The 20,884-nt window shown below is 51.1% G+C and carries 13 protein-coding genes; 1 reads left to right on the forward strand and 12 read right to left on the reverse strand.

Annotated elements, in window-relative coordinates; all coding sequences use genetic code 11:
• Nucleotides 1-42 precede the first annotated feature (42 nt).
• The 4 genes from AT746_RS14930 to AT746_RS14945 all read right to left on the reverse strand — a co-directional run bounded on the left by AT746_RS14930 (nt 43) and on the right by AT746_RS14945 (nt 8,720).
• Nucleotides 43-2,793 carry a hypothetical protein gene (locus AT746_RS14930; RefSeq protein ID WP_062481732.1) on the reverse strand — a complete coding sequence of 917 codons (2,751 nt, stop codon included), beginning with the start codon at nt 2,791-2,793 and terminating at the stop codon, nt 43-45.
• 298 nt (nt 2,794-3,091) lie between these two features.
• Nucleotides 3,092-6,232 carry an efflux RND transporter permease subunit gene (locus AT746_RS14935; RefSeq protein WP_062481735.1) on the reverse strand — a complete coding sequence of 1,047 codons (3,141 nt, stop codon included), beginning with the start codon at nt 6,230-6,232 and terminating at the stop codon, nt 3,092-3,094.
• 11 nt (nt 6,233-6,243) lie between these two features.
• The gene (locus tag AT746_RS14940; RefSeq protein ID WP_062481738.1) at nt 6,244-7,476 is read right to left on the reverse strand and encodes an efflux RND transporter periplasmic adaptor subunit; all 1,233 of its coding nucleotides are present in this window, start codon (nt 7,474-7,476) and stop codon (nt 6,244-6,246) included.
• Nucleotides 7,473-8,720: a TolC family protein gene (locus AT746_RS14945; protein WP_062481741.1), complete on the reverse strand. Its 1,248-nt coding sequence runs from the start codon at nt 8,718-8,720 to the stop codon at nt 7,473-7,475. The genes AT746_RS14940 and AT746_RS14945 overlap by 4 nt, the downstream gene beginning before the upstream one ends.
• A gap of 192 nt (nt 8,721-8,912) precedes the next feature.
• Between AT746_RS14945 and AT746_RS20185 the strand changes: the two genes are divergently transcribed.
• Nucleotides 8,913-9,047 carry a hypothetical protein gene (locus AT746_RS20185; RefSeq protein WP_257721070.1) on the forward strand — a complete coding sequence of 45 codons (135 nt, stop codon included), beginning with the start codon at nt 8,913-8,915 and terminating at the stop codon, nt 9,045-9,047.
• 273 nt (nt 9,048-9,320) lie between these two features.
• Here the strand turns inward: AT746_RS20185 and AT746_RS14950 are convergent, their stop codons facing one another.
• From AT746_RS14950 to AT746_RS14985, 8 genes are all read right to left on the reverse strand, one after another.
• The gene (locus tag AT746_RS14950) at nt 9,321-9,779 is read right to left on the reverse strand and encodes a hypothetical protein (RefSeq protein ID WP_062481744.1); all 459 of its coding nucleotides are present in this window, start codon (nt 9,777-9,779) and stop codon (nt 9,321-9,323) included.
• A gap of 180 nt (nt 9,780-9,959) precedes the next feature.
• On the reverse strand, nt 9,960-11,309 hold the full coding sequence (locus AT746_RS14955; protein ID WP_062481746.1) for an APC family permease: 1,350 nt from the start codon (nt 11,307-11,309) through the stop codon (nt 9,960-9,962).
• 9 nt (nt 11,310-11,318) lie between these two features.
• The gene (locus AT746_RS14960; RefSeq protein ID WP_062481749.1) at nt 11,319-11,972 is read right to left on the reverse strand and encodes a methyltransferase family protein; all 654 of its coding nucleotides are present in this window, start codon (nt 11,970-11,972) and stop codon (nt 11,319-11,321) included.
• Nucleotides 11,962-12,294 carry a DUF2933 domain-containing protein gene (locus tag AT746_RS14965; RefSeq protein WP_062481752.1) on the reverse strand — a complete coding sequence of 111 codons (333 nt, stop codon included), beginning with the start codon at nt 12,292-12,294 and terminating at the stop codon, nt 11,962-11,964. Before AT746_RS14965 ends, AT746_RS14960 begins: the two co-directional genes overlap by 11 nt.
• Nucleotides 12,295-12,306: 12 nt before the next feature.
• Nucleotides 12,307-14,841, reverse strand: a complete 2,535-nt coding sequence (locus AT746_RS14970) for a heavy metal translocating P-type ATPase (protein ID WP_156413714.1) — start codon at nt 14,839-14,841, stop codon at nt 12,307-12,309.
• 58 nt (nt 14,842-14,899) lie between these two features.
• On the reverse strand, nt 14,900-15,361 hold the full coding sequence (locus AT746_RS14975; protein WP_335338201.1) for a MerR family transcriptional regulator: 462 nt from the start codon (nt 15,359-15,361) through the stop codon (nt 14,900-14,902).
• A 799-nt stretch (nt 15,362-16,160) separates the two neighbouring features.
• Nucleotides 16,161-19,283, reverse strand: a complete 3,123-nt coding sequence (locus AT746_RS14980) for an efflux RND transporter permease subunit (protein WP_062481755.1) — start codon at nt 19,281-19,283, stop codon at nt 16,161-16,163.
• Nucleotides 19,276-20,877: an efflux RND transporter periplasmic adaptor subunit gene (locus AT746_RS14985; RefSeq protein WP_062481758.1), complete on the reverse strand. Its 1,602-nt coding sequence runs from the start codon at nt 20,875-20,877 to the stop codon at nt 19,276-19,278. Before AT746_RS14985 ends, AT746_RS14980 begins: the two co-directional genes overlap by 8 nt.
• Nucleotides 20,878-20,884: the final 7 nt, after the last annotated feature.

The raw sequence follows: 20,884 nt of genomic DNA on the forward strand, positions 1-20,884 counted from the left end.
ATAGAGTCTCGTTTTAACCTGTTTGTCGGAATAAATTCAGACCTACAGACCTACGGTCCAGCCGGCAGTCCAGTCGTTGCCTTCTTCCACTGCACCGATAAAGTCAACATTATCGAAGAAGGTATCACCGCTGAAATCTTCAGTGGTGCTTTCGATGATGGTGTAGATACCGTTGAGCACTGCACTCTGGCCGGCGGCAACCTGATTGCCGTCCTGCGCCAGGAACCAGCTTTCGAGGTTGACATCGGAGCCGCCAAACTTGAAGTTCTCATCGTTTTCACAGGCCATTACGCTGTGAGTCATCGCTGTGCCACCGCTCAGGTTAGCCTGAGTAACCGGCTCCGATTCAAATTCCAGACACTCACCCATACCTGCAGGGCCGGTAACGATGAAGTTATGCATCTTAGGCATCGCACCTTCACGGAAGTAGATACCTTCTGAGGAATCAGTGCCGACGAAGTTGTTACCGATAATGGTCATATTGGCGATAGTTGGACTGGTCATCGGCTCGGCGCCGGGGTTAGAACCATCGTTATCACATTCAATAGCACGGTTAGCATCGGAATCATCTTCAGCATGACGGGCCAGCACATACTGCATCTTGCCATCCCAGCCGTTATCGCAATCAACGCTGTCATCCTGAATATCCGTCAGCACCACATACTTGAAGTTGAGGTTGCCACCGAACATTTCGATACCGTCATCAGAGCTCTTATGTACCTGCAGATATTCAACTGTGGTACCGCGTCCGACACCACCAAAAGTGATACCGTTAAGCTCATTATCCGGGGCGATTTCAAAACCTGAGTGCATCACGCGCACATAACGCATGGTGCCTGAATTGTCTTCTTCGTCAGTGCCGCCGAATACGGCACCGGCTTCGATACCCTCAACCTGCAGCGCACAATCAGAGCCGTCTGACGGGCACTTATTGGAAGGTGCATTTCCGAGAACTACAAAACCCCCCCACTGTCCGGCAAAGGTATCTTCACCCAGCACGTCCTGGCGGGAGGTCAGTGAAATAGGCTTATCGGCTGTACCTTCGGCCATAATCTGTGAACCACGGCTGATAATCAGCACATCGGCGCCTTCACGGCCATAGATAGTGACACCCGGCTCAACTGTCAGCGTGGCAGAGTCCACATTATCGCCGCCTATAAATACCTGGCCATCAAGAGCGTAGAAGTTACCTTCGGTAAGTGTTAAATCAGCAGTAATACGACCAGAAAGCTGGCAGGTGGTTGTCACACCATCAACAGGGGTGATGGCTTCTGTACCGGTGGGGCAGCCCGCCACAGGCGCTTCAGAATCCCCTTCACGGGCCACTTCACCACCGCCAAAACCAAAGGCCCAGCCCTGACGCCAGTCATTATCAGGGTGTACAGCACCGATAAAGTCAACGGATTCAAAGAAGCTGCCATCAACGGTATTGGCCACATCCTGACCAGCACCTAACAGTGGTGAGCCAGCCATCGGCTTGCCTTCACTGTCGAGCATTACTGATGTGCTGATAAAGTTACCGTCCTGGCCTAAGAACCATTCTTCAAGGTCTACATCCGCAGCACCAAACTTAAAGTTCTCGTCATTGCTACAAGCCATGGCCGAGTTTTGCATGGTGATATTACCATTACCCAGATTCGCCTGAGTGACCGGCTCGCTCTCTACTTCGAGGCATTCGCCCATCTCAGAGGGGCCGGTAATGACCATGTTATAGATATTCATGCCCACGCCTTCACGCAGGTAAACCCCCTCAGAGGCATTGGTGCCGGCGAAGTTATTACCTATGATGGTCATATTGGCGATGGTCGGCTGTGTCATTGGTTCTGCACCGGGGTTAGAGCCATCGTTGTCGCACTCGATACCACGGTTAGCATCGCCACCGTTCTTATCATGCTCAACATAAACAAACTGCATACGACCATCCCAGCCGTTATCACAATCTACGCTGTCATCCTGAATACCGGTCAGCACTACATTTTTAAAGTCAACGGTACCACCGAACATCTCAATGCCGTCATCAGCATTAGAATCTACCTGGATATATTCCACTGTGGTACCACGGCCCACGCCGCCGAAGGTAATACCATTAAGCTCGTTATCCGGGGCGATTTCAAAACCGGCATTTTTCAGCACCAGATAACGCAAGGTGCCGGAATTATCCTCTTCATCGGTGCCACCGAATACAGCTCCGGCTTCAATGCCTTCCACCTGAAGGGCGCAATCTGAACCGTCAGCAGGGCATTTGTTGGAAGGCGCGTTGCCCAGAATCACAAAACCACCCCACTGACCGGCGCCAGTTTCTTCACCAACGACATCCTGCAATGACGTCATGATGATCGGCGCTTCAGCTGTACCTTCGGCTTCAATTTGCGAGCCACGGCTGACCACCAGCACATCAGCTCCACCACGGCCAAACAGCACGGTACCCGGCTCAATGGTCAGGGTAGCGGAGTCTGTATTATCACCACCAACAAATACCTGACCATCAAGAGCATACATCACCCGGTCAGAATCGGAGGTGGCAACCAGAGTGGTATCCTGAATGATGCGGCCACTGAGTACCTGTACTATTACGTCCTGCTCCAGAGCGGCAGAAGCCTGTTCAGATAATGAAGCACTGAATTGACCCGGGAGAGGCTCAGAAGGATCCGGAGCCGGAGAAGGTGAAGGGCTCGGAGCAGGTGCAGGAGCGGGTGCCTCAGAATTTGTATTGATATTGATATCACCACCACAACCGGCCAGGAGCAGGGCCGTGGCAACGGCAGAAGCTTTAAATAATGTGTTGAGTTGCATTGAGCTCTCCAATTCGGGTTTTATGAGTTTATGTATTCATACCGGCGGCTAGGTTAAACAAGGTGGGTGACAGTTTTGTTACAACGACTAGCTGTCATTAAAGTTTCATATACCAAAATCCGGTCTTGATTGTCGCCGGTGGCTATGGCTGCTCAGAAGCCTTTGTGCCCGGCATCGGGGAGAGGATAAATGGTCGCTGATGAGAATGACTGGAAATAGCCGGTATCAGTGAAGGGACGATTAAACATGGCGCCTAATCTATCCCTTCACATCACTTAACGGCTAAAAAGGTATGAGGTTACTCCGATTTCGCTGACAGTGCTCTTAGCTTGTGAACCAAAAGATACAGGGCAGGTAATACTACCAACGTCAGCAAGGTGGATGACACAATCCCGCCAATCACTACCGTGGCTAACGGCCGCTGCACTTCTGCGCCTGTTCCGGTATTAAAGGCCATGGGGACAAAGCCCAGACTCGCCACCAGCGCAGTCATCAGTACCGGGCGTAAACGCTGCCGGGCACCATCAAATACGGCATCGAACAGTAATGCGCCCTGATCCCTTAGTTGCTGAATAAAAGACAGCATCACCACCCCATTGAGTACCGCAACACCCGATAAGGCAATAAAGCCGACAGCCGCTGAAATCGACAATGGCATGCCCCGCAGAGTCAGGGCCAGAATCCCGCCGGTCAGCGCCAGCGGCACCCCGGTAAAGATAATCAGTGAGTTGCTCAGCGAGTTAAACGCGCCGTACAACAGCCCTAATATAAGCAGCAATGCCAGTGGTACGACAATGGCCAGTCGGTTCGAAGCCGACTGCAATTGCTCAAACGTACCGCCATAGTCTATCCAGTAGCCCGTTGGAAGGGGTAATTCAGATTTAATCTTCTGACCTATGTCTTTAACAAAAGAGCCCAGATCCCGCCCCGTCACATTCGCGCTGACAACGATATTGCGTTTCCCGCTTTCGCGGTTAATCTGATTCGGCCCCAGTTTCAGTTCCAGTTCGGCAATCTCTCCCAGCGGCACATACTGCAATTCCGGGTTTTCCGCCTGTGGCACCGCTACCGGCAAACGTTTCAGGCTTGATAAATCTTCGCGCCAATCCTCATCCATGCGCAGCATCAGCCGAAAGCGCTTATCGCCCTCATAGATGATTCCGGCTTCAATTCCGCCAATCGCGGCCTGAACGGCGCGCTGCACATCTGAAACAGTCAGTCCCAGCAACGCCAGATGATCCCGAATGGGGATGACAGATAAGGTAGGCAGTCCGGTCATTTGCTCCGCGCGCACATCACTGGCACCCCGAACAGTATTAATAATGCCCACCGCGGCATCACCCAGTGATTTTAACTGACTCAGATCGTCACCGTAGATGCGCACAGCAAGGTCAGCGCGAACCCCGGATATCAGTTCGTTAAAACGCATTTCTATCGGTTGGGTAAACTCATAATTATTGCCGGGAATTTGTTCGACGGTTTGTCGCAGTTCAGAGATAAACTGCGCTTTGGTTTTTGTGGGATCAGGCCATTGCTGTCGAGGTTTCAGCATCACGAAGGTATCTGCCACACTCGGTGGCATAGGATCCGTTGCCACATCTGGCGTACCAATTTTAGAAAATACCCGTTTCACTTCATCAAACTCTGCAATCGCCGACTCCAGTTGCAACTGCATATCAACAGACTGCTGCAGGCCGGTGCCGGGTATTCGCAGCGCATGCATGGCAATATCTCCCTCATCCAGCTGTGGCAGAAACTCGGTGCCCATTCGTGATGCCTGATATAACGCGCCGGCAAATAAGCTGAAGCCTATCACTGCAATCAGCAGCGGTTGTTTTAACGACAACCTGAGTACCGGCTCATAGATACGGCGTGCACTGCGCATAATCCGGTTTTCCTGGTGTGTCACTCTGCCTGTGACGAAAATGGCAATCGCGGCCGGCACAAAGGTGATTGACAGAATCAGTGCACCTAACAGAGCAAACACCACAGTGAATGCCATGGGGTGGAACATTTTTCCTTCCACACCGCTTAGGGCAAAAATCGGCAAATACACCAACATAATAATCAGCACGCCAAAAACCGCCGGATTAAATACCTCACGGGTACTCTCGAATACCTCCTGTAAACGCTCTTTGGTACTCAGCAGGCGGCCAAGTCGCTGCTGTGCCAATCCGAGCCGACGCAGGGCGTTCTCAACCACAATGACGGCACCATCGACAATAATGCCAAAATCGATGGCGCCGAGGCTCATCAGATTTCCGGATACCCGGTTTGCGGTCATGCCGGTCACCGCAAATAACATACTCAGCGGAATCACCAGTGCAGTGATCAGCGCTGCACGGACATTACCCAGCAATAAAAGTAGCACCACGATAACCAGTACCGCCCCTTCGAACAGGTTCTTCTCGACCGTCGCAATGGTTTTATCAACCAGTGTAGTGCGGTTATAAATCGGCTCTGCGATGACCCCTTCGGGCAGACTCAACTGAACCACTTTGAGCTTTTGTGCGACCGCTTCGGATACAACCCGGCTATTTTCACCAATCAACATCATCGCTGTACCCAGCACGACCTCTTCACCGCCGGAGGTCGCTGCACCAGTGCGCAACTGTGTACCATAGCCAACCTCTGCCACATCGCTGATCCGCACGGGAGCATCATCCCGCCTGGCGATCACAACTTGCCCAATCTCTGCCAGGTTTTTAAGCTGCCCCGGCGAACGCACCAGCCATTGCTCGCCATTACGTTCAATATATCCCGCGCCGGCGTTGTCATTATTCAGCTGCAGGGCGCCAAAAATATCTTCCATGGAAACTTTATAGGCCAGCATTTTGCCGGGTATTGGCGCCACCTGATACTCACGCTCATACCCCCCTACCGCGTTGATCTCGGTCACTCCCGGCACCTTAAGCAGTTGCGGGCGAATCACCCAGTCCTGCAATGTGCGTAACGATTCTGCGGTATAAGGTTTACCATGTTCATCAACGGCCCCGGGCCGGGCCCTTACAATATAGGTGAAAATCTCCCCCAGACCGCTGGCAATAGGCCCCAGGGCTGGTTCTAGTCCTTGTGGTAACTTACCCCGAACGCTTTGTAAGCGCTCACTGATTTGCTGGCGGGCCCAGTAAATATCAGTGCCTTCGTCGAAGATCACCGTTACCTGAGATAAACCATACCGGGACAAAGAGCGGGTATAATCCAGATTCGGTATACCCGCCATGGCGTTCTCCACCGAATAAGTAATGCGCTGCTCCGTCTCCAACGGAGAGTAACCGGGCGCTTCGGTATTGATTTGCACCTGTACATTGGTGATATCAGGCACCGCATCAATGGGTAATTTTAATGTGCTATACACACCTGTTGCAGCGACCAGCAGCGTTGCCGCTATTACCAGCCAGCGTCTGTGGATGGCGAAACGTATCAGTGCATCAACCATGCTCTCACCTCCTAGTGATTGTGGCTGGCGCCATCTTTAAGAATGTCTGCTTTGAGTAAATAGCTGTTTCCGACAACATAGGGAATGCCTGGCGAAAGACCGCTTTTTACCTCAATATAGTTCCCATCGGTCTCACCCAACTCAGGCATGCGAACCTCGAAAGTATTACCAAAACGGGCAAACACTACCGGCTTCCCTCGAAACGTCTGTAGCGCGTCCTTTTCTACTGCCAGTGCAACTGCTTTTTGCCCTGTCGTCACATCTGCCTGTACATGCATACCGGGCCGCCAGTGCCCCAGTCTGTTAGTAACCAATACGCGAGCCCGGGCGATATGGCCGCCAGTCATGACCGGCGCAATATACGTGACTTCACCATGAACACGCTGATGTTGATGCAAATCGAAAACTTCGGCTTGCTGGCCGACCTTCAGCTTTTCGATATTTTCCGGGAATGCGGAAAGCTCAACCCACACAGAAGACAGATCGACAATCTCAAACAGGACCTGCTCGTCTGCCAATTCCCCGGCATTAACGAACCGCTCAGTGACCTCTCCGGCCATCGGGCTATTGATCTGATAACGCACACCACTAGCGGCATTGACGACAACTGCCAGCGCCTGCCCCTGCACCACCTTATCGCCAATACTTACCAGCACCTGCGCCACTTCACCGGCATAGGTGGCCTTCACTGAACTTACCTGCTCGGCCACAGGTGCAATAACTCCGAACAGACGTTGTTTGAAAGTCAGAGTCGCTGGTTGCGCTTTCTCAACCGCAATACCGGCTCTTTCAATCACCCGTTCGGATAAAGTTGTGCGCCCCTCGAAACTTTCATAGCGCCAGTCTGCCTGAATAGTCTGATAAGCGGCTTGCACCGCTACCTCGTAGGAGTGAGGCTCAGTGACCACTTCGTTGCTGACCAGATAACCTCCTTCAGGGGTGAAGCTGAGGTTGTCAGTGACCCCGCCGAGCCGGTGCAAGCTAACCTTCAGATCGAGCCGTTCGGGGCTCACCAGTTCGCCTTTGTGGTAGGCATAAACCCGCATTTCCGGCGGAATGCCCGACTCGAAAATAGTAATTTCGACAGCAAGATCTCCTTCTTTGAGCAGTTTCCCGCCTTTGGGGCCTTCAACTTTATGGTTATCAATAGGGTGGGAGTCACCCGGCGCGGCGCAGGCAAGCGGGGTGAATATCAGGCTGCTGAGCAGGCAGAGGATTAAACTAACGAAGTTGACAGAATTCATTTTGAAGATCCCAAAAAGGCTTGTCCGGTGAGTCGCTCCAGTTCAAGGAGCGCATGATAAATGGCATAGCGACGATTAATTTGTTCGGCTTCCAGCTGTGCCAGCTCGTTTTGCGCGTCCAGCACCTGCAACAGGTTGTAAGCTCCTCTGGCATAACCGGCCTGAATTTCCGTTTCCAGTTGCTGAGCCAGTGGTAACAGGGTGTCCTGAATGCTTTGCAGATACTGCTCATGTCGTTGCAATTGTGCCATGACAGCTCGGGTACGCACACGCAACTGCTCGCGCACAGAATGCTGCAACCCCACAAGCATGTCACGCTCGGCACGATTGGACTGCATCAGTCCGGCATTGGGGTCAGAGAGTTGCAGCGGCATTGACGCCTTAAGTATCAGGCCTGCATCTTCAAACTCGTTGTTATAGCGCACCCCCATACCCAGGGTTAAATCTGCCGTCGCCGCACTACTCAAGGCTTGAGCTTTCGCTGCCAACAGTTGCTCAGAATCTGCCAGGCGCAGCAGCTCAGGCGCCTGATTCACCGCAGCCTCTACTTTTGCCACAGTCGGCAGAGTGATATCCCTGGCAAAGGTGCCACGCACAGACTCAAATTCGGGCGCCGATGCCCACATACCACTGAGCCTTGCTCTGGCCTCGGTTAACTGCCCGCTGATAGCGTTAAAATCAGCTTCAGTACGTTTTTTCTGCAGGCTTATCCTGGTGATCTCAGAAGGCGCAACAGCGCCGGATTTGACCCTTGTGCTGGCGATATTCAGGGCATTACTGAGACGCTGTTGTTGCTGCTGATTCCAGTGCGCAAGCGCCTGCAACTGAACCAGGCGGTAAAAACGGCTGGCGGTTTCTGCCAGCACTTCTGTTTTAGCGTAGGCAAATTCGGCTTCAAGCTGGCGCTGTTTAGCCGAGGCAAACTCAATACGTTGCTCACGCTTGCCGCCCAGTTCAATTAACTGGCTAAAAGACAGCGTGGCCTGTGCACTTTGAACTCCCTGATTGCGGCCACTACCGGCCAGATTTTCCAGCTCAAAACCTATTACCGGATTAGGCCTGAGCGATGCCTGCAGCTTTTCAGCCTCAGCCATTCTTTGTTGATAAGGGTATTGTTGCAATTCAGGGTGACCCTGCAGGGTTTTTTGTAACGCATCGCGCAAGGTCAACTCATTGGCGATCGCTGTATGGGGGAGCAATAATACCCCCCACAGGCCAGCAATCGCGAAATAAACTGATTTCATGATTCATCTCCACATCAAAAGGATTGTGCAACAGCACAGATTTTTTAAAGGTGAAGATCAGCTGTCAGGCGGAGGAGTGGGAGGCTGGGTGTGATTATTGTTAAACGACAGATGCCTGAAGCCAATAGCCAACTCAGGCGAACAGCGTACAGAGGTATGCACAGCATAACCAGTAATACAGCTTATATGGGTATGAAACTGATGCTCGTGATCTGTATCAGACTCGCTCTGAAAACCAGTGTCATGAGTATGATTCTGGTGACTTTGGTAATCAAAGGTATGTTGGCCATCCTGAATATGCCCGGCTGCAACCGCACAGGTGAATAATCCATGCAGCAACATTATGGCGATAAGTATCCAGGAAAACTTCGGCAACTTTATAAACACCCTAAACGGTAAAAAGGCGCAGCAGCATAACAGACAGTAGCTCAGAGCCACAAGCAGCGTCGCGATAGACAAAACGTTGAGTTAATCAGATTCAATGGCACGGAGAAACACAGCCTGCACCGACTTTTTCAAGCTACCCGGAAACTTAGAACAGGTCAGGCAATATTAGCGTAAGGTGTCAGTTGGAAGCCGTACACCTTACCCCCGGCATTCTTACATATCTGAAAAACGATTACCTGCTTGTACCATAAGCATCACTTCGTGTTCTTCTAGAGCGCTTAAAGAATCCAACAGATGCTGGGCTGACGGAATATCCGCACGCGATGCCAAATAACGATACAGTTCTATCACCTGCTGATGCTGATTGATAACGTCATTCATCACCTGCGTCGCATCCAGGTCTTTGAAAGGAGCGTTACATTGTTGATGACGAACAATCGGGTGTTTCTGAAGGTACTCAATGCACCATGTGTTAAGTGCATCCACAGCTCCGGTAGCCTCGAATCCGCTAACCACTTTCCTCAGTCTGTTCTCGTGCTCGGAGAGGTATTGAAGCATCATCCTGGCTCTCTGATCTGTATTGTTATCCGCACAATGCGACAAACACTCACTGAGTTGCTGATGAAATGACGCGGTCCAGTGCAGGATGTCTCTCAGGGTTTCAATTTGCATTTAGTATTCCTCTTTGATTTGCCCTTCATTATGTTGCGTTTTAAAGGCAAGGATATGTTTAGTTAATTCGTTCGTCATAGCATTCTCTGAAGAACCGGCTACCTCCTGACGGATAACGGAGTTACTCTCGCTGTTTTTGTTCCTTCACCAACGACACCAATCACCTATTGCAAATCAATTTCAGTGCTGATGATGCTCTGCACGCTCATCTTGAGCGCCCTTTCTAAAGCTGGAGCGCAGAAAAAGCCACTCCCCAAGGGCAATCAGCAACATCCCGATCAGGGCGACACCAATCACCAGTGGATCCGTATTCAGCTTAACCCAGACAAATCCTCCTAATGCTGCCAGATCGAGGATAATGGCTGTCATCGGTATCCAGCGTTTCACTTTCACTTCGTCTTGCAGATAACGTAATAATCCCCAGTGAATAGCCATATCCATGATCAGATAAAACACGATACCCAACGCCGCTATGCGGGAAAGATCAAAAAACGCAGTCAATACCAGCCCCAGTACAACGGTGTAAACCAGCGTATGTTTCTGAATGCTGCCAGGCATACCGAAGTGGCTATGGGGCACCAGTTTCATTTCAGTCAGCATCGCCAGCATTCTGGAGACAGCAAAAATACTGGCGAGCATCCCCCCTGCGGTTGCCAGCATAGCAATGATGACCGTAGACCAGACTCCCCACTCTCCGAGTGCAGGTCGGGCAGCCGCTGCCAACGAATAATCACGGGTACGGATTATTTCACTCACAGACAGGTTACTGGCTACAGCCAAACCCACCAGCGTGTAGATGACAACACAAACAGCGATAGAAATAATAATCGCTCTTCCGACATTGCGATGCGGCTCAATCACCTCTGAACCGCTATTTGTGATGGTGGTAAACCCCTTAAATGCCAGAATCCCCAGTGCCGTTGCCGCCAGAAAATTCTCCGGCCCACCACTGGCTTTTTGAGTGATAAAATCCACTGCCAGGCTGTCAGCCAGCCAGATACCGACCAGACCAAAAACCAGAATACCAGCAATCTTGAACATGCCCAGAAAACCGGCCGTTCTCTGAATCAGTTTGTTCCCCAGCAAGTTAACAATAAAAGCCGTCAGTATCAGCGCCACACCGAGTACCGGAACCATGTTCCCGGACTCATCGCCACCAAATAACTGCATGGTGTAAGAGCCGAACGTACGGGCCAGAAAGCTCTGCGCAATCACCATAGAGAAATACATCAACAGCGCATTGAATGCTGTCGGCAAGCGCTCACCATATGCCTTGTACAAATACATACCAATACCGCCAGCAGATGGGAAGGCATTAGAAATTTTGATGTAAGAATAAGCGCTGAAGGCAACGATCACGGCGGCAGCCAGGAACGCCAGAGGAAACAGGCCTCCCACCATTTGGGCCATCTGGCCGGTCAGGGCGAAAATGCCTGCACCAATCATCACCCCTGTACCTAACATGACCGTTCCGGACAACGTCAGGCTTCCCTCAGCGTAGCGGGATGTGCGATTTTTATCCTGTGTCATAATGCGTCCTTAACTCGTTGTCTTATCTGTATTTATTGACATTTTGGGGATCCACGCGGGCGTCACTTCCATATAGCGACGATATTCATCGCCGAATTCTTTAAGTGCGTTGTTCTCCTCACGCCTGGCCAGTCTTACGTAAACGATTACCAGAACCGGAAACATAACCAGTGTCGGAATCGTCGGCCACTGCAACAAAAAACCAAACATAATCATGATAAAGGCAACATATTGTGGATGACGACAGCGGGCATACCATCCCGTTTTTGCCATAGAGCGGGTTTGCTGCGCGCTGTGCAGTACGTGCCAGGCCGAAGCAAGCAGGAAAAACCCCAGTACAATTAAGATGTTGCTGGCAAGATGAAGAGGATCAAAGTGCGGATTGCCTTCAAAACCTAAAATAGTGTGTAGCAAATGACCACTGTCATGAGAAAGAAAATCCACTCCCGGATAGTTGTCTGCCAGCCAGCCGGAGAGAAAATAAATGGTCAGCGGAAAACCATACATCTCGGTAAACAGCGCCACGATAAACGCCGAAAACGCCCCGAGACTGCGCCAGTCAGTTTTGCTTTGCGGTTTGGTAAAACTAAAAGCAAAGAAAATAAATATCGCTGAGTTAAGAATCACAAGGGTCCACAGACCATAAGCCGAGTCACCGTGCATCGTCACTCTCCTTCTTTTTGCGTTCATCCCGCGCAGTTTTCAGGCCTTCAAGATAGCCGTCACGGTACGCCTTGTTTTTGTCCGTCTGCTGACCGAATGATTCGGCGGCATCGTCGTGATGATGTTCACCAGAGTGCTGATGTCCGCGCCCTCGGTGCATAAAGATATGCATCACAGGACAGGCCAGCAGGATCAGGAAAGGCAGGAATTCAAACAGGTGTTGTCGGTGCTCCACCAGCAGAAAGTAGCTTACCGCGCCAATCAGGCCCAATGAAGCAATCCCCTTTGGGGTAAGCCAGAACGACTGAGGTTTATGTTTCATAATATACTCCGCTTAGTAAGCCCGTAATTTCGCGCGTTTCAATAAAATGGAATTACCGATAACAGACAGAGAACTGATGGTCATGGCGACAACACCCACCATGGGGTGCAACAGCCCCAGCGCAGCAATTGGAATGGCAGCAAGGTTATAGAACCAGGCCCAGAACAAGTTTTGGACAATTTTGCGGAATGTCGCCCGGGACAACAGAATCGCCTCAATCAGCTTTGTCAGCTGTCCCTGCACCAAGGTCACATCAGCAGCTTCAATGGCCACATCGGCTCCGGCCCCGATAGCGATGCCCACGTTGGCCTGTTTTAATGCCGGCGCATCGTTAATACCATCCCCGACCATTGCGACACTTTCACCGTACTTCGTTTGTAGCTTCTTTACTGCATCCACTTTTCCTTCGGGTAACACATTCGCCAACACTTCATCAATGCCAACCAGATCTGCGACATGTTTCGCTGTGCGTTCATTATCGCCGGTTACCATAACCACATGGATATTCAGATCGTGCATCGCTTTTATCGCGGCTTTGGAATCTTCTTTAATGGTGTCGGCGACAGCGACAACTCCCGCTGGTTGCTTATCAATGGCAACCAGCATCGCTGTTTTACCCTGTACCTCGAGGGATTTGAGCCTGTCGTCCAGTTCACCTAAGCTTACCCCCTGCTCGTCAAGCAGGCGGCGACTGCCTACATGCACTAAACGCCCGTCAACGACCCCTTCTACGCCACGGGCAGTGATAGAGCGAAAATCCTTAAGCTCCGGAATAGCCAGTTTCTGGTCTTTTGCCCCCTGAACGATGGCTTGTGCCAAGGGATGCTCTGAACCGCCCTCCACCGCAGCGGTTGCGGCTAACAGCTCCTCCTTTGTGAATCCGGGGGCGGGTATGACATCGGTAAGAGAGGGTTTACCCGCGGTGATCGTGCCGGTCTTATCCAACACAACAACCTTGATGTCTTTGAGCGTTTGTATTGCTTCGCCTGAGCGTATCAACACCCCCCGCTCTGCTCCCATACCGGAGCCCACCATAATTGCCGTGGGTGTGGCCAACCCCAAAGCACAAGGGCAGGCAATAACCAGAACCGCAACGGCCGCCAGCAAGGCTGCAATTAAAGGAGTTAAGGTCGGGTCGACCCAGGGTAAAACGTTTGCTCCCCATTCAAGAACAGGACGCAAGGTATCAGCGAAAACCAACCAGCCCAAAAAGCTTAGCAGGGAGATGATAATAACAGCGGGAACAAAGGTGGAGGTGACTTTGTCTGCAAACTCCTGTATCGGCACCTTGGATCCTTGTGCTTGTTCCACCAGCCGAATCACCTGAGACAAGAAGGTATCGGCACCAATTTTTGTTGCCCTGACTTTTAACAGGCCTTCCTTATTCATGGTGGCACCCAGCACCATCGCACCGGGGCCTTTTTCTACCGGAACAGATTCACCGGTGGCGATAGATTCGTCCAGATGACTATAACCTTCTATAACCTCGCCATCCGTAGGCACCTTAGCACCTGGTTTTATAATCATCACATCGCCAATTGCGAGTTGATCAATTGGCACTTCAATTTCCTGAGCATCGCGTAAGACAATTGCCGTTTTTGCCCCCATTTTAATAAGCCGTTTAATAGCTTGTGATGCCCTTCCTTTCGCACGGGTTTCCAGATACCGGCCCAACATATGAAAAGTCATAATGGTTGAGGCCATTTCAATAAACGACGTCATCGGGTAAATAAATCCGATCAGACCAATCAGATATGGCGGCATGCTGCCAAGAGAAATCAGCACATCCATGTTTGCCGTGCGATTTTTGAGTGAGCGCCAGGCGGAACGATGGGTCGCCTTGCCTCCTTTGAGAAATACCACCGGGAACGCCAACACAGCGACAATGGCCAGATAGCCAGGAATCGGAAACCAGAACATATGGGGTATCATCAAAAGCATGATAACGGTAGTAGGGATGGCCGCGAACCATAGCCGACGCCAAGCTTGTGTAAGATAGCGTTCTTCCGCTTCATCAGAAGTCTTGTGATCACCCACTAACCGGTTGTCGACACTGGCAACCTCATACCCGGCATTTTCTACCGTGCGCTTGATCGTCTCGGCATCCAGTGTTTTAAGATCAAAACTGACTGTAACCTGATGATTAGCAATGTTGGTTTGTATTTGCGTAATGCCGGACAAACGCTCTAATGAGGTCTTAATTAATCCCGCGCAGTGATCACTGCCCATGCCTGGCACCATTAAGAGGATTTGAGACGCCTGAGCTTCCCCGCTCAGCTGTGCGCTGATCACATCATAGCCTGCGCTTTCAACTGCCTGCCGGATGCGTTCAACATCAGTATTGGCCCCCTCATAGGTAACTTCTACGGCATGATTAGCAATATTGGCCTGAATATCCACTATACCGTCAAGTCTCGCTATTGACGTTCTGACCAGACCCGCACAATGGTTGCTTCCCATGCCGGGGACAATCAGCCTGGCCACATGATGATTCGGACTCCCATTACCCTTGCGGTCAGCCCCTTGCTGTGTTGATACCCTCTTCATAAATTTTTCCATTGATATGATTAAAAATAACGCCAGACTCACCAGCGCCCCACGACGCTCACTCTTGGTTTGGCATAGACTGCTGGTTTAATTGTCGTGAAAAGTCTTCAATAAGGTGGCAGATTGTGCTGCCGGTCGGTGCCTTGTCCGGCTTTTGCTGCCACTGTTCAACCGCCTGTTTCATGCGCTGCCTGAGTTGCGACATTTCAGAGAAGCGCTGCTCAGTTTCTTCCAGTCTTTGCACGATAAGTCGACGTGCCACCGGGCAGGGTGACGCTTTTTTATCTGCCGTGGTGAGCAGTTGTTGGATATCGTCTACTGAAAAACCCAGTTGCCGCGCATTCAACGCAAATCGCATACGAGCGATGTCGCTCTGGTTGTACTCACGATATCCGTTGCTGCGATTCCTTAACGGCTTGAGAATCCCGATACGTGTATAAAACCTCACCGTATCAGCGGTAATCTGTAAATACCTTGCTAATTCAATTACCTTCACAACCTTTTCCCACTTTTCTGACATTAATTTCTGTTGAATTACCCTGCTCCTGGGCACCAGAGCCTCATACCGGACGCCAGCGCCTTGTGGGCGATGCCACGCTATGGTCTGAACATACACTTATGTCCGGCACACAGGTCAAGCAGACGATATTGTATTTACCGGTTTTTAACGGAATTGCGGCAAATACAGAGCTGACTGAGCCGCTCTTTTTGCTGTCAAACTATGGTGTGGTGGGTTCTCGGAGGGTGATAAATACGTGAAAGGCTGCCAGTTGGTAACGATGTTGAAACAGTAGCCGGGGTAACAAAAAATTCATCACTGACCATATCAACAGAGTTAGAGTTTACCATGCAGGCTGTGACTACAAGCGAACAAAAGGTCAGACAAGAATCGTTACACGAACAGTCCGAATAACACGCGCCCGCAGGACACCTGACACTTTCCCCGACGCTGTCTTTGTATATCTGCTGATGGCAAGGCAGTTCAGATTCACTTCCCGTTGAATTCCCGCTTACTGCCCGCGGTTGTTGGGCCTCGCCTTGTTCAACGGTACCGTCTGAAGTCTGCAATTCCAGCATTGATTCTGCTCTTCGGGGGGCGTCTTCTGGCAGTGAGAACTCTGAAGGCGAATTGTGCACCAAAGCCGACACAGGATGACAAGTCAACCCCGTGATCACTAACAGCACTATCCAAATTCGCTCCATCTTTGTTCCTATATATATCAGTGTAAACTGCAGTCAAGTGCCAACCTGACCCGAATCACCTGTTTGACCGCTGCTCAGCCATCACTGGCACAAAAACGGCATCCTGGCTTTTCTAGTTATCGCTCTAGTCCATATTGACGCCACAGGTAATAAACTGCAGGCAGTACCAGCAGCGTCAGCACGACGGCGCTAATCATCCCCCCCACCATAGGTGCCGCAATCCGGCTGACAACTTCAGACCCGGCCCCTGAACTTAGCATGATCGGTAACAAGCCGGCGATAGTTGACACCGTGGTCATCATTACCGGACGAACACGAAACCCTGCACCTTGTCTGATGGCTTCTAAAAGCTCGGCTTTGTCTGGCGCCGCCGCTTTGTTTTTGCAGTCCCGCAACAGCTCATTATAGGATTGATTAAGATAGGTCAGCATAATTATGCCTATCTCAACCGTGACCCCGGCCAGAGCAATAAAGCCAACTGCCACTGCCACTGAGAAGTTGTAATTTAGCAAGTACATCAACCAGATGGACCCGATAACAGCCAATGGCAAGGTACCCAGAATAATCGCAATTTCCGCAAAGTTACGAAAATTCATATAAAGCAATACGATAATAATGGCCAATGTCAGTGGTATCACATACGTCAGCTTTTCCTTAGCCCGCTGCATGTATTCGTATTGACCTGACCAGGTTATTGAATAACCAGCAGGCAAATCGAGTTGCTGCTCAACGGTCACCATTGCTTTTTCCACGTAAGTGCCTACATCAACATTTTCTATATCCACAAAAGTCCAGCCGTTGAGTCGAGCATTTTCACTCTTGATCGCGGGTGGCCCATCCTCCACGTACACTCGGGCTACATCCGCCAGCGCGATACGCTGCCCTGCGGGCGTCACTATAGGCAATAAGGCAAGTTGTTCAGGTGAATTGCGGTAGTCTTGAGGATACCGCAGGTTCACCGGATAGCGTTCTAAGCCCTCCACCGTTTGGGTAACATTCATGCCGCCGACGGCGCTAGCCACCACCTGTTGCACGTCAGCAATATTCAAACCATATTTTGCTGCCTGCTCCCGCTGTATATCAACCTTGATATAACGCCCCCCTGCCACTCTCTCTGAATAGACTGAGGCTGTGCCCGGCTCATCCTTGAGAATTCTCTCTAACTGCTGCCCAATCTTTTGTATTTCCTTCAGATCCTGACCTGATACCTTGATACCTACGGGTGTCTTGATGCCGGTGGCCAACATATCGATACGGGTTTTAATTGGCATTACCCAGGCATTGGTCAGGCCGGGAAATTTCACCAATGCATCCAGTTCTTTCTTTAGCTTGTCGGTGGTCATTCCCTCTCGCCACTGCTCTTTGGGCTTAAGCTGGATAAAGGTTTCGATCATTGTCAGTGGTGCAGGATCGGTGGCGGTATCCGCACGGCCAATTTTACCAAACACCGTTTTCACCTCTGGGACCGTGGCAATCAACTTATCAGTTTGCTGCAACAGTTCTCTGGCTTTACCGACAGACAAACCTGGGTAAGTGGTTGGCATATACATCAGATCACCTTCATCCAGATCCGGAATAAACTCACTGCCAATTTTATTGACTGGCCATATACCGATGAAGAAAACCACAATAGCCAATACAACCGTCATCTTAGGAAAACGTAATACGGTCTTTAGTAAAGGCATATAGCCGGCAATCAGTACTCTGTTTACCGGGTTATTACGTTCAGCAATCACTTTCCCTCTGATAAAGTAACCCATCAGTACTGGCACCACGGTGATAGCCAGCGCCGCACTGGCAGCCATGGCATAGGTCTTGGTGAACGCCAGTGGACTAAACATTCGCCCCTCCTGAGCTTCCAGCGTGAATACCGGCACAAAACTCACCGTAATGATCAGCAGACTAAAAAACAGGGCCGGACCGACCTCCACCGCAGATTCAGCGACAACCTGCCACCGATTCTCCTTTGTCAGGGGGGTTCGCTCCATGTGTTTATGCATGTTCTCGATCATCACAATAGCCCCGTCAATCATGGCACCAATAGCGATGGCTATCCCCCCTAAAGACATGATGTTGGCGTTGATCCCCTGCCAATACATAACGATAAAAGCCGTCAGAATACCCAGAGGCAAACTGATGACCGCCACCAGCGACGACCTGATATGAAACAGAAAAATAGCGCATATCAGTGCCACGATAGCGAGTTCTTCAACCAGGCTTTTCCACAGACTTTCAACGGCACGGGAAATCAGTCCGGAACGGTCATAAACGGTGACGATCTCCACCCCATCAGGCAAACCAGTTTTAAGCTTTTCCAGTTTTTCCTTAACACCATCAATGGTCTTTTGTGCATTTTCACCGAAACGCATCACCACAATGCCGCCAACTGTTTCTCCTTCGCCATTGAGTTCAGCAATTCCGCGGCGCATCTGCGGGCCCAGCCCTATATCGGCTACGTCTTTAAGTAGCAAGGGGGTGCCATTGGCTTCGACGCCCAGGGGAATCGTCGCCAAATCCTCGATCCCCTGAATATAACCGGTCGCCCGCACCATATATTCTGCTTCGGCCATCTCCACCACGGAGGCACCAACTTCCTGGTTTCCCCGCTGTATGGCTGTCTGAATATGCGCCAGAGGGATGCCAAATGCGCGCAGCTTTTCCGGGTTCACCCTGACCTGATATTGCTTTACCATCCCGCCGATTGCTGAGACTTCAGACACGCCGGGGACGGTTTGCAATTCATATTTTAAAAACCAGTCCTGAAGACTACGCAACTGACTGAGATCATGCTGACCGCTGCGATCTACCAACGCATACAGGTACACCCAGCCGACCCCTGTCGCATCAGGACCCAATTGCGGTCTGGCGCTCGCGGGCAATGTCGGCGCCACCTGCGATAAGTATTCAAGCACCCTCGAACGCGCCCAGTAGGCATCAGTGTCCTCATCGAAGATCACATAGACATAAGAGTCACCAAAGAAAGAGTACCCACGCACGGTGACAGCACCCGGCACGGACAGCATCGCGGTAGTCAGTGGGTAGGTCACCTGATCTTCCACTACCTGAGGTGCCTGACCTGGATAGCTGGTCTTAATGATAACCTGCACATCCGACAAATCAGGAATCGCATCTACAGGGGTATTTTTCAGAGAAAAGAGCCCAATGCCGACCAACATCAGGGTTGCCAACAACACGAAGAAGCGATTACCGACAGACCAGCGGATAACCGATTTAATCATGATGATGCTCCTTGCTGTTGCTCTTCGTCTGGGGTTGTGACTTCACCGTGGCATCATACGCCTTCCCCCGATGCTGACTGTGATCTTCTCCATCTGAGTCAGGATCCTCTGTTTTTTCCTGTTCGGGAATATGAATGCGGGTAAGCAGATAGTCACCGCTGCTGGTTCGCGTAATCTGCACATGCAAGCGCATTCCCGGCTGCAGGCTATCCAGAGCGATACCATCTTGAGCCGTGAAGTCCATGGTCATGGCAGGCCATTGCCATTCCGGTATGGCATCATGTTGCAGCGTAACCTTACGATGATCCGGCATTAAACTATCGACGCGGGCACTGACCCAAACTGATTCGGCTTCAGCGCTTGTCTGCTCTTCCGTTGCTCCATTCTGCTGTGTATACCCGTCCATACGCTTAAAGTCCGACGTCTTGCTGGACTCCGAGTCAATCAGAAATTGCGCCGATGTCACAATGCGTTCGTTGCTATTCAAACCCGCCAGTATCTCAACCTGGTGTTGCGCAATATGACCGACCTCAACCGCCACTGATTTGAATTTCCCATCCCCCAGCGCCACAACAACGCGTGACTGTGCGCCGCTGCGAATCAGTGCCTCCCGCGGAATCAATAGCGCTTCTTCTCTGGGTTGGGTTTCAATCTCCATTTGTGCAAACATGCCGGGCTTGAGAAACTGATCAGGATTATCGAGATGCACCCTCACCTGGACGGTTCTTGTATCGGTATTTAACGATGGGTAGATATAGTCAACCTGGCCAGTCCATTCACGTGCCGGCAGATAATCAAGCCGCAGGCGCACCTTATCCCCTTCGCCTACCAGGCCGACCTGGCGCTCGAAAACTTCGCCAATCACCCAAATATGCTCCAGCTGACCGATGCTCATCATACTCATGCCAGGCTTAACGAACATACCTTCACGCACTGACAAATTATCCAGCACGCCGGACTGCGGGGCCGTAACAGTAAGAGTCTGGCTGACCTTGCGTGTTTTTCGTAACCTGTCGATGTCAGTCTGTGAAACCTGCAGTGCTGACAATCGCTCAATAGCCGCATCGATCAGAGCCGGGTTATTGCGCTTAAGTGACAGTAATAACTCTTCCTGTGCATTCACCAGCGTTGGCGAATAGAGCGCGAAAAGCGGCTCTCCCTGCGTAACCGGATCCCCTGCCGCTTTGACGAAAAGCTCTTCAATCCAGCCCTCGACTCTGGGACTGATATGCACCAACCGGTTTTCATCATATTGGACATAACCGACGGTTTTCACCAGTGGCTGCAAGTGACCTGTTTTAACTGTCGCGCTGCGTACACCAAGGTTATTTACTACCGCAGGAGATATTTTCACTATACCTGCTTCGTCATCACCATCTTCATACACCGGAACCAGATCCATCCCCATAGGCGACTTGCCCGGCTGGTCACGTTTATAATTAGGGTCCATGGGAGCCACCCAATAGAGCGGCTGCGGTGAGTTATCAGAACCCGCTGTCTCTTGCTTGCCTGAATCTGATAGTAGCCAGGCTCCGGAGGCGCCGAGCAATATCCCCACGGTAATCCCCAACAACACCTTGTGAAATGTATTCATTCTGTTT

The organism is Lacimicrobium alkaliphilum, from assembly GCF_001466725.1.
Taxonomy (GTDB): Bacteria; Pseudomonadota; Gammaproteobacteria; order Enterobacterales; family Alteromonadaceae; genus Lacimicrobium; species Lacimicrobium alkaliphilum_B.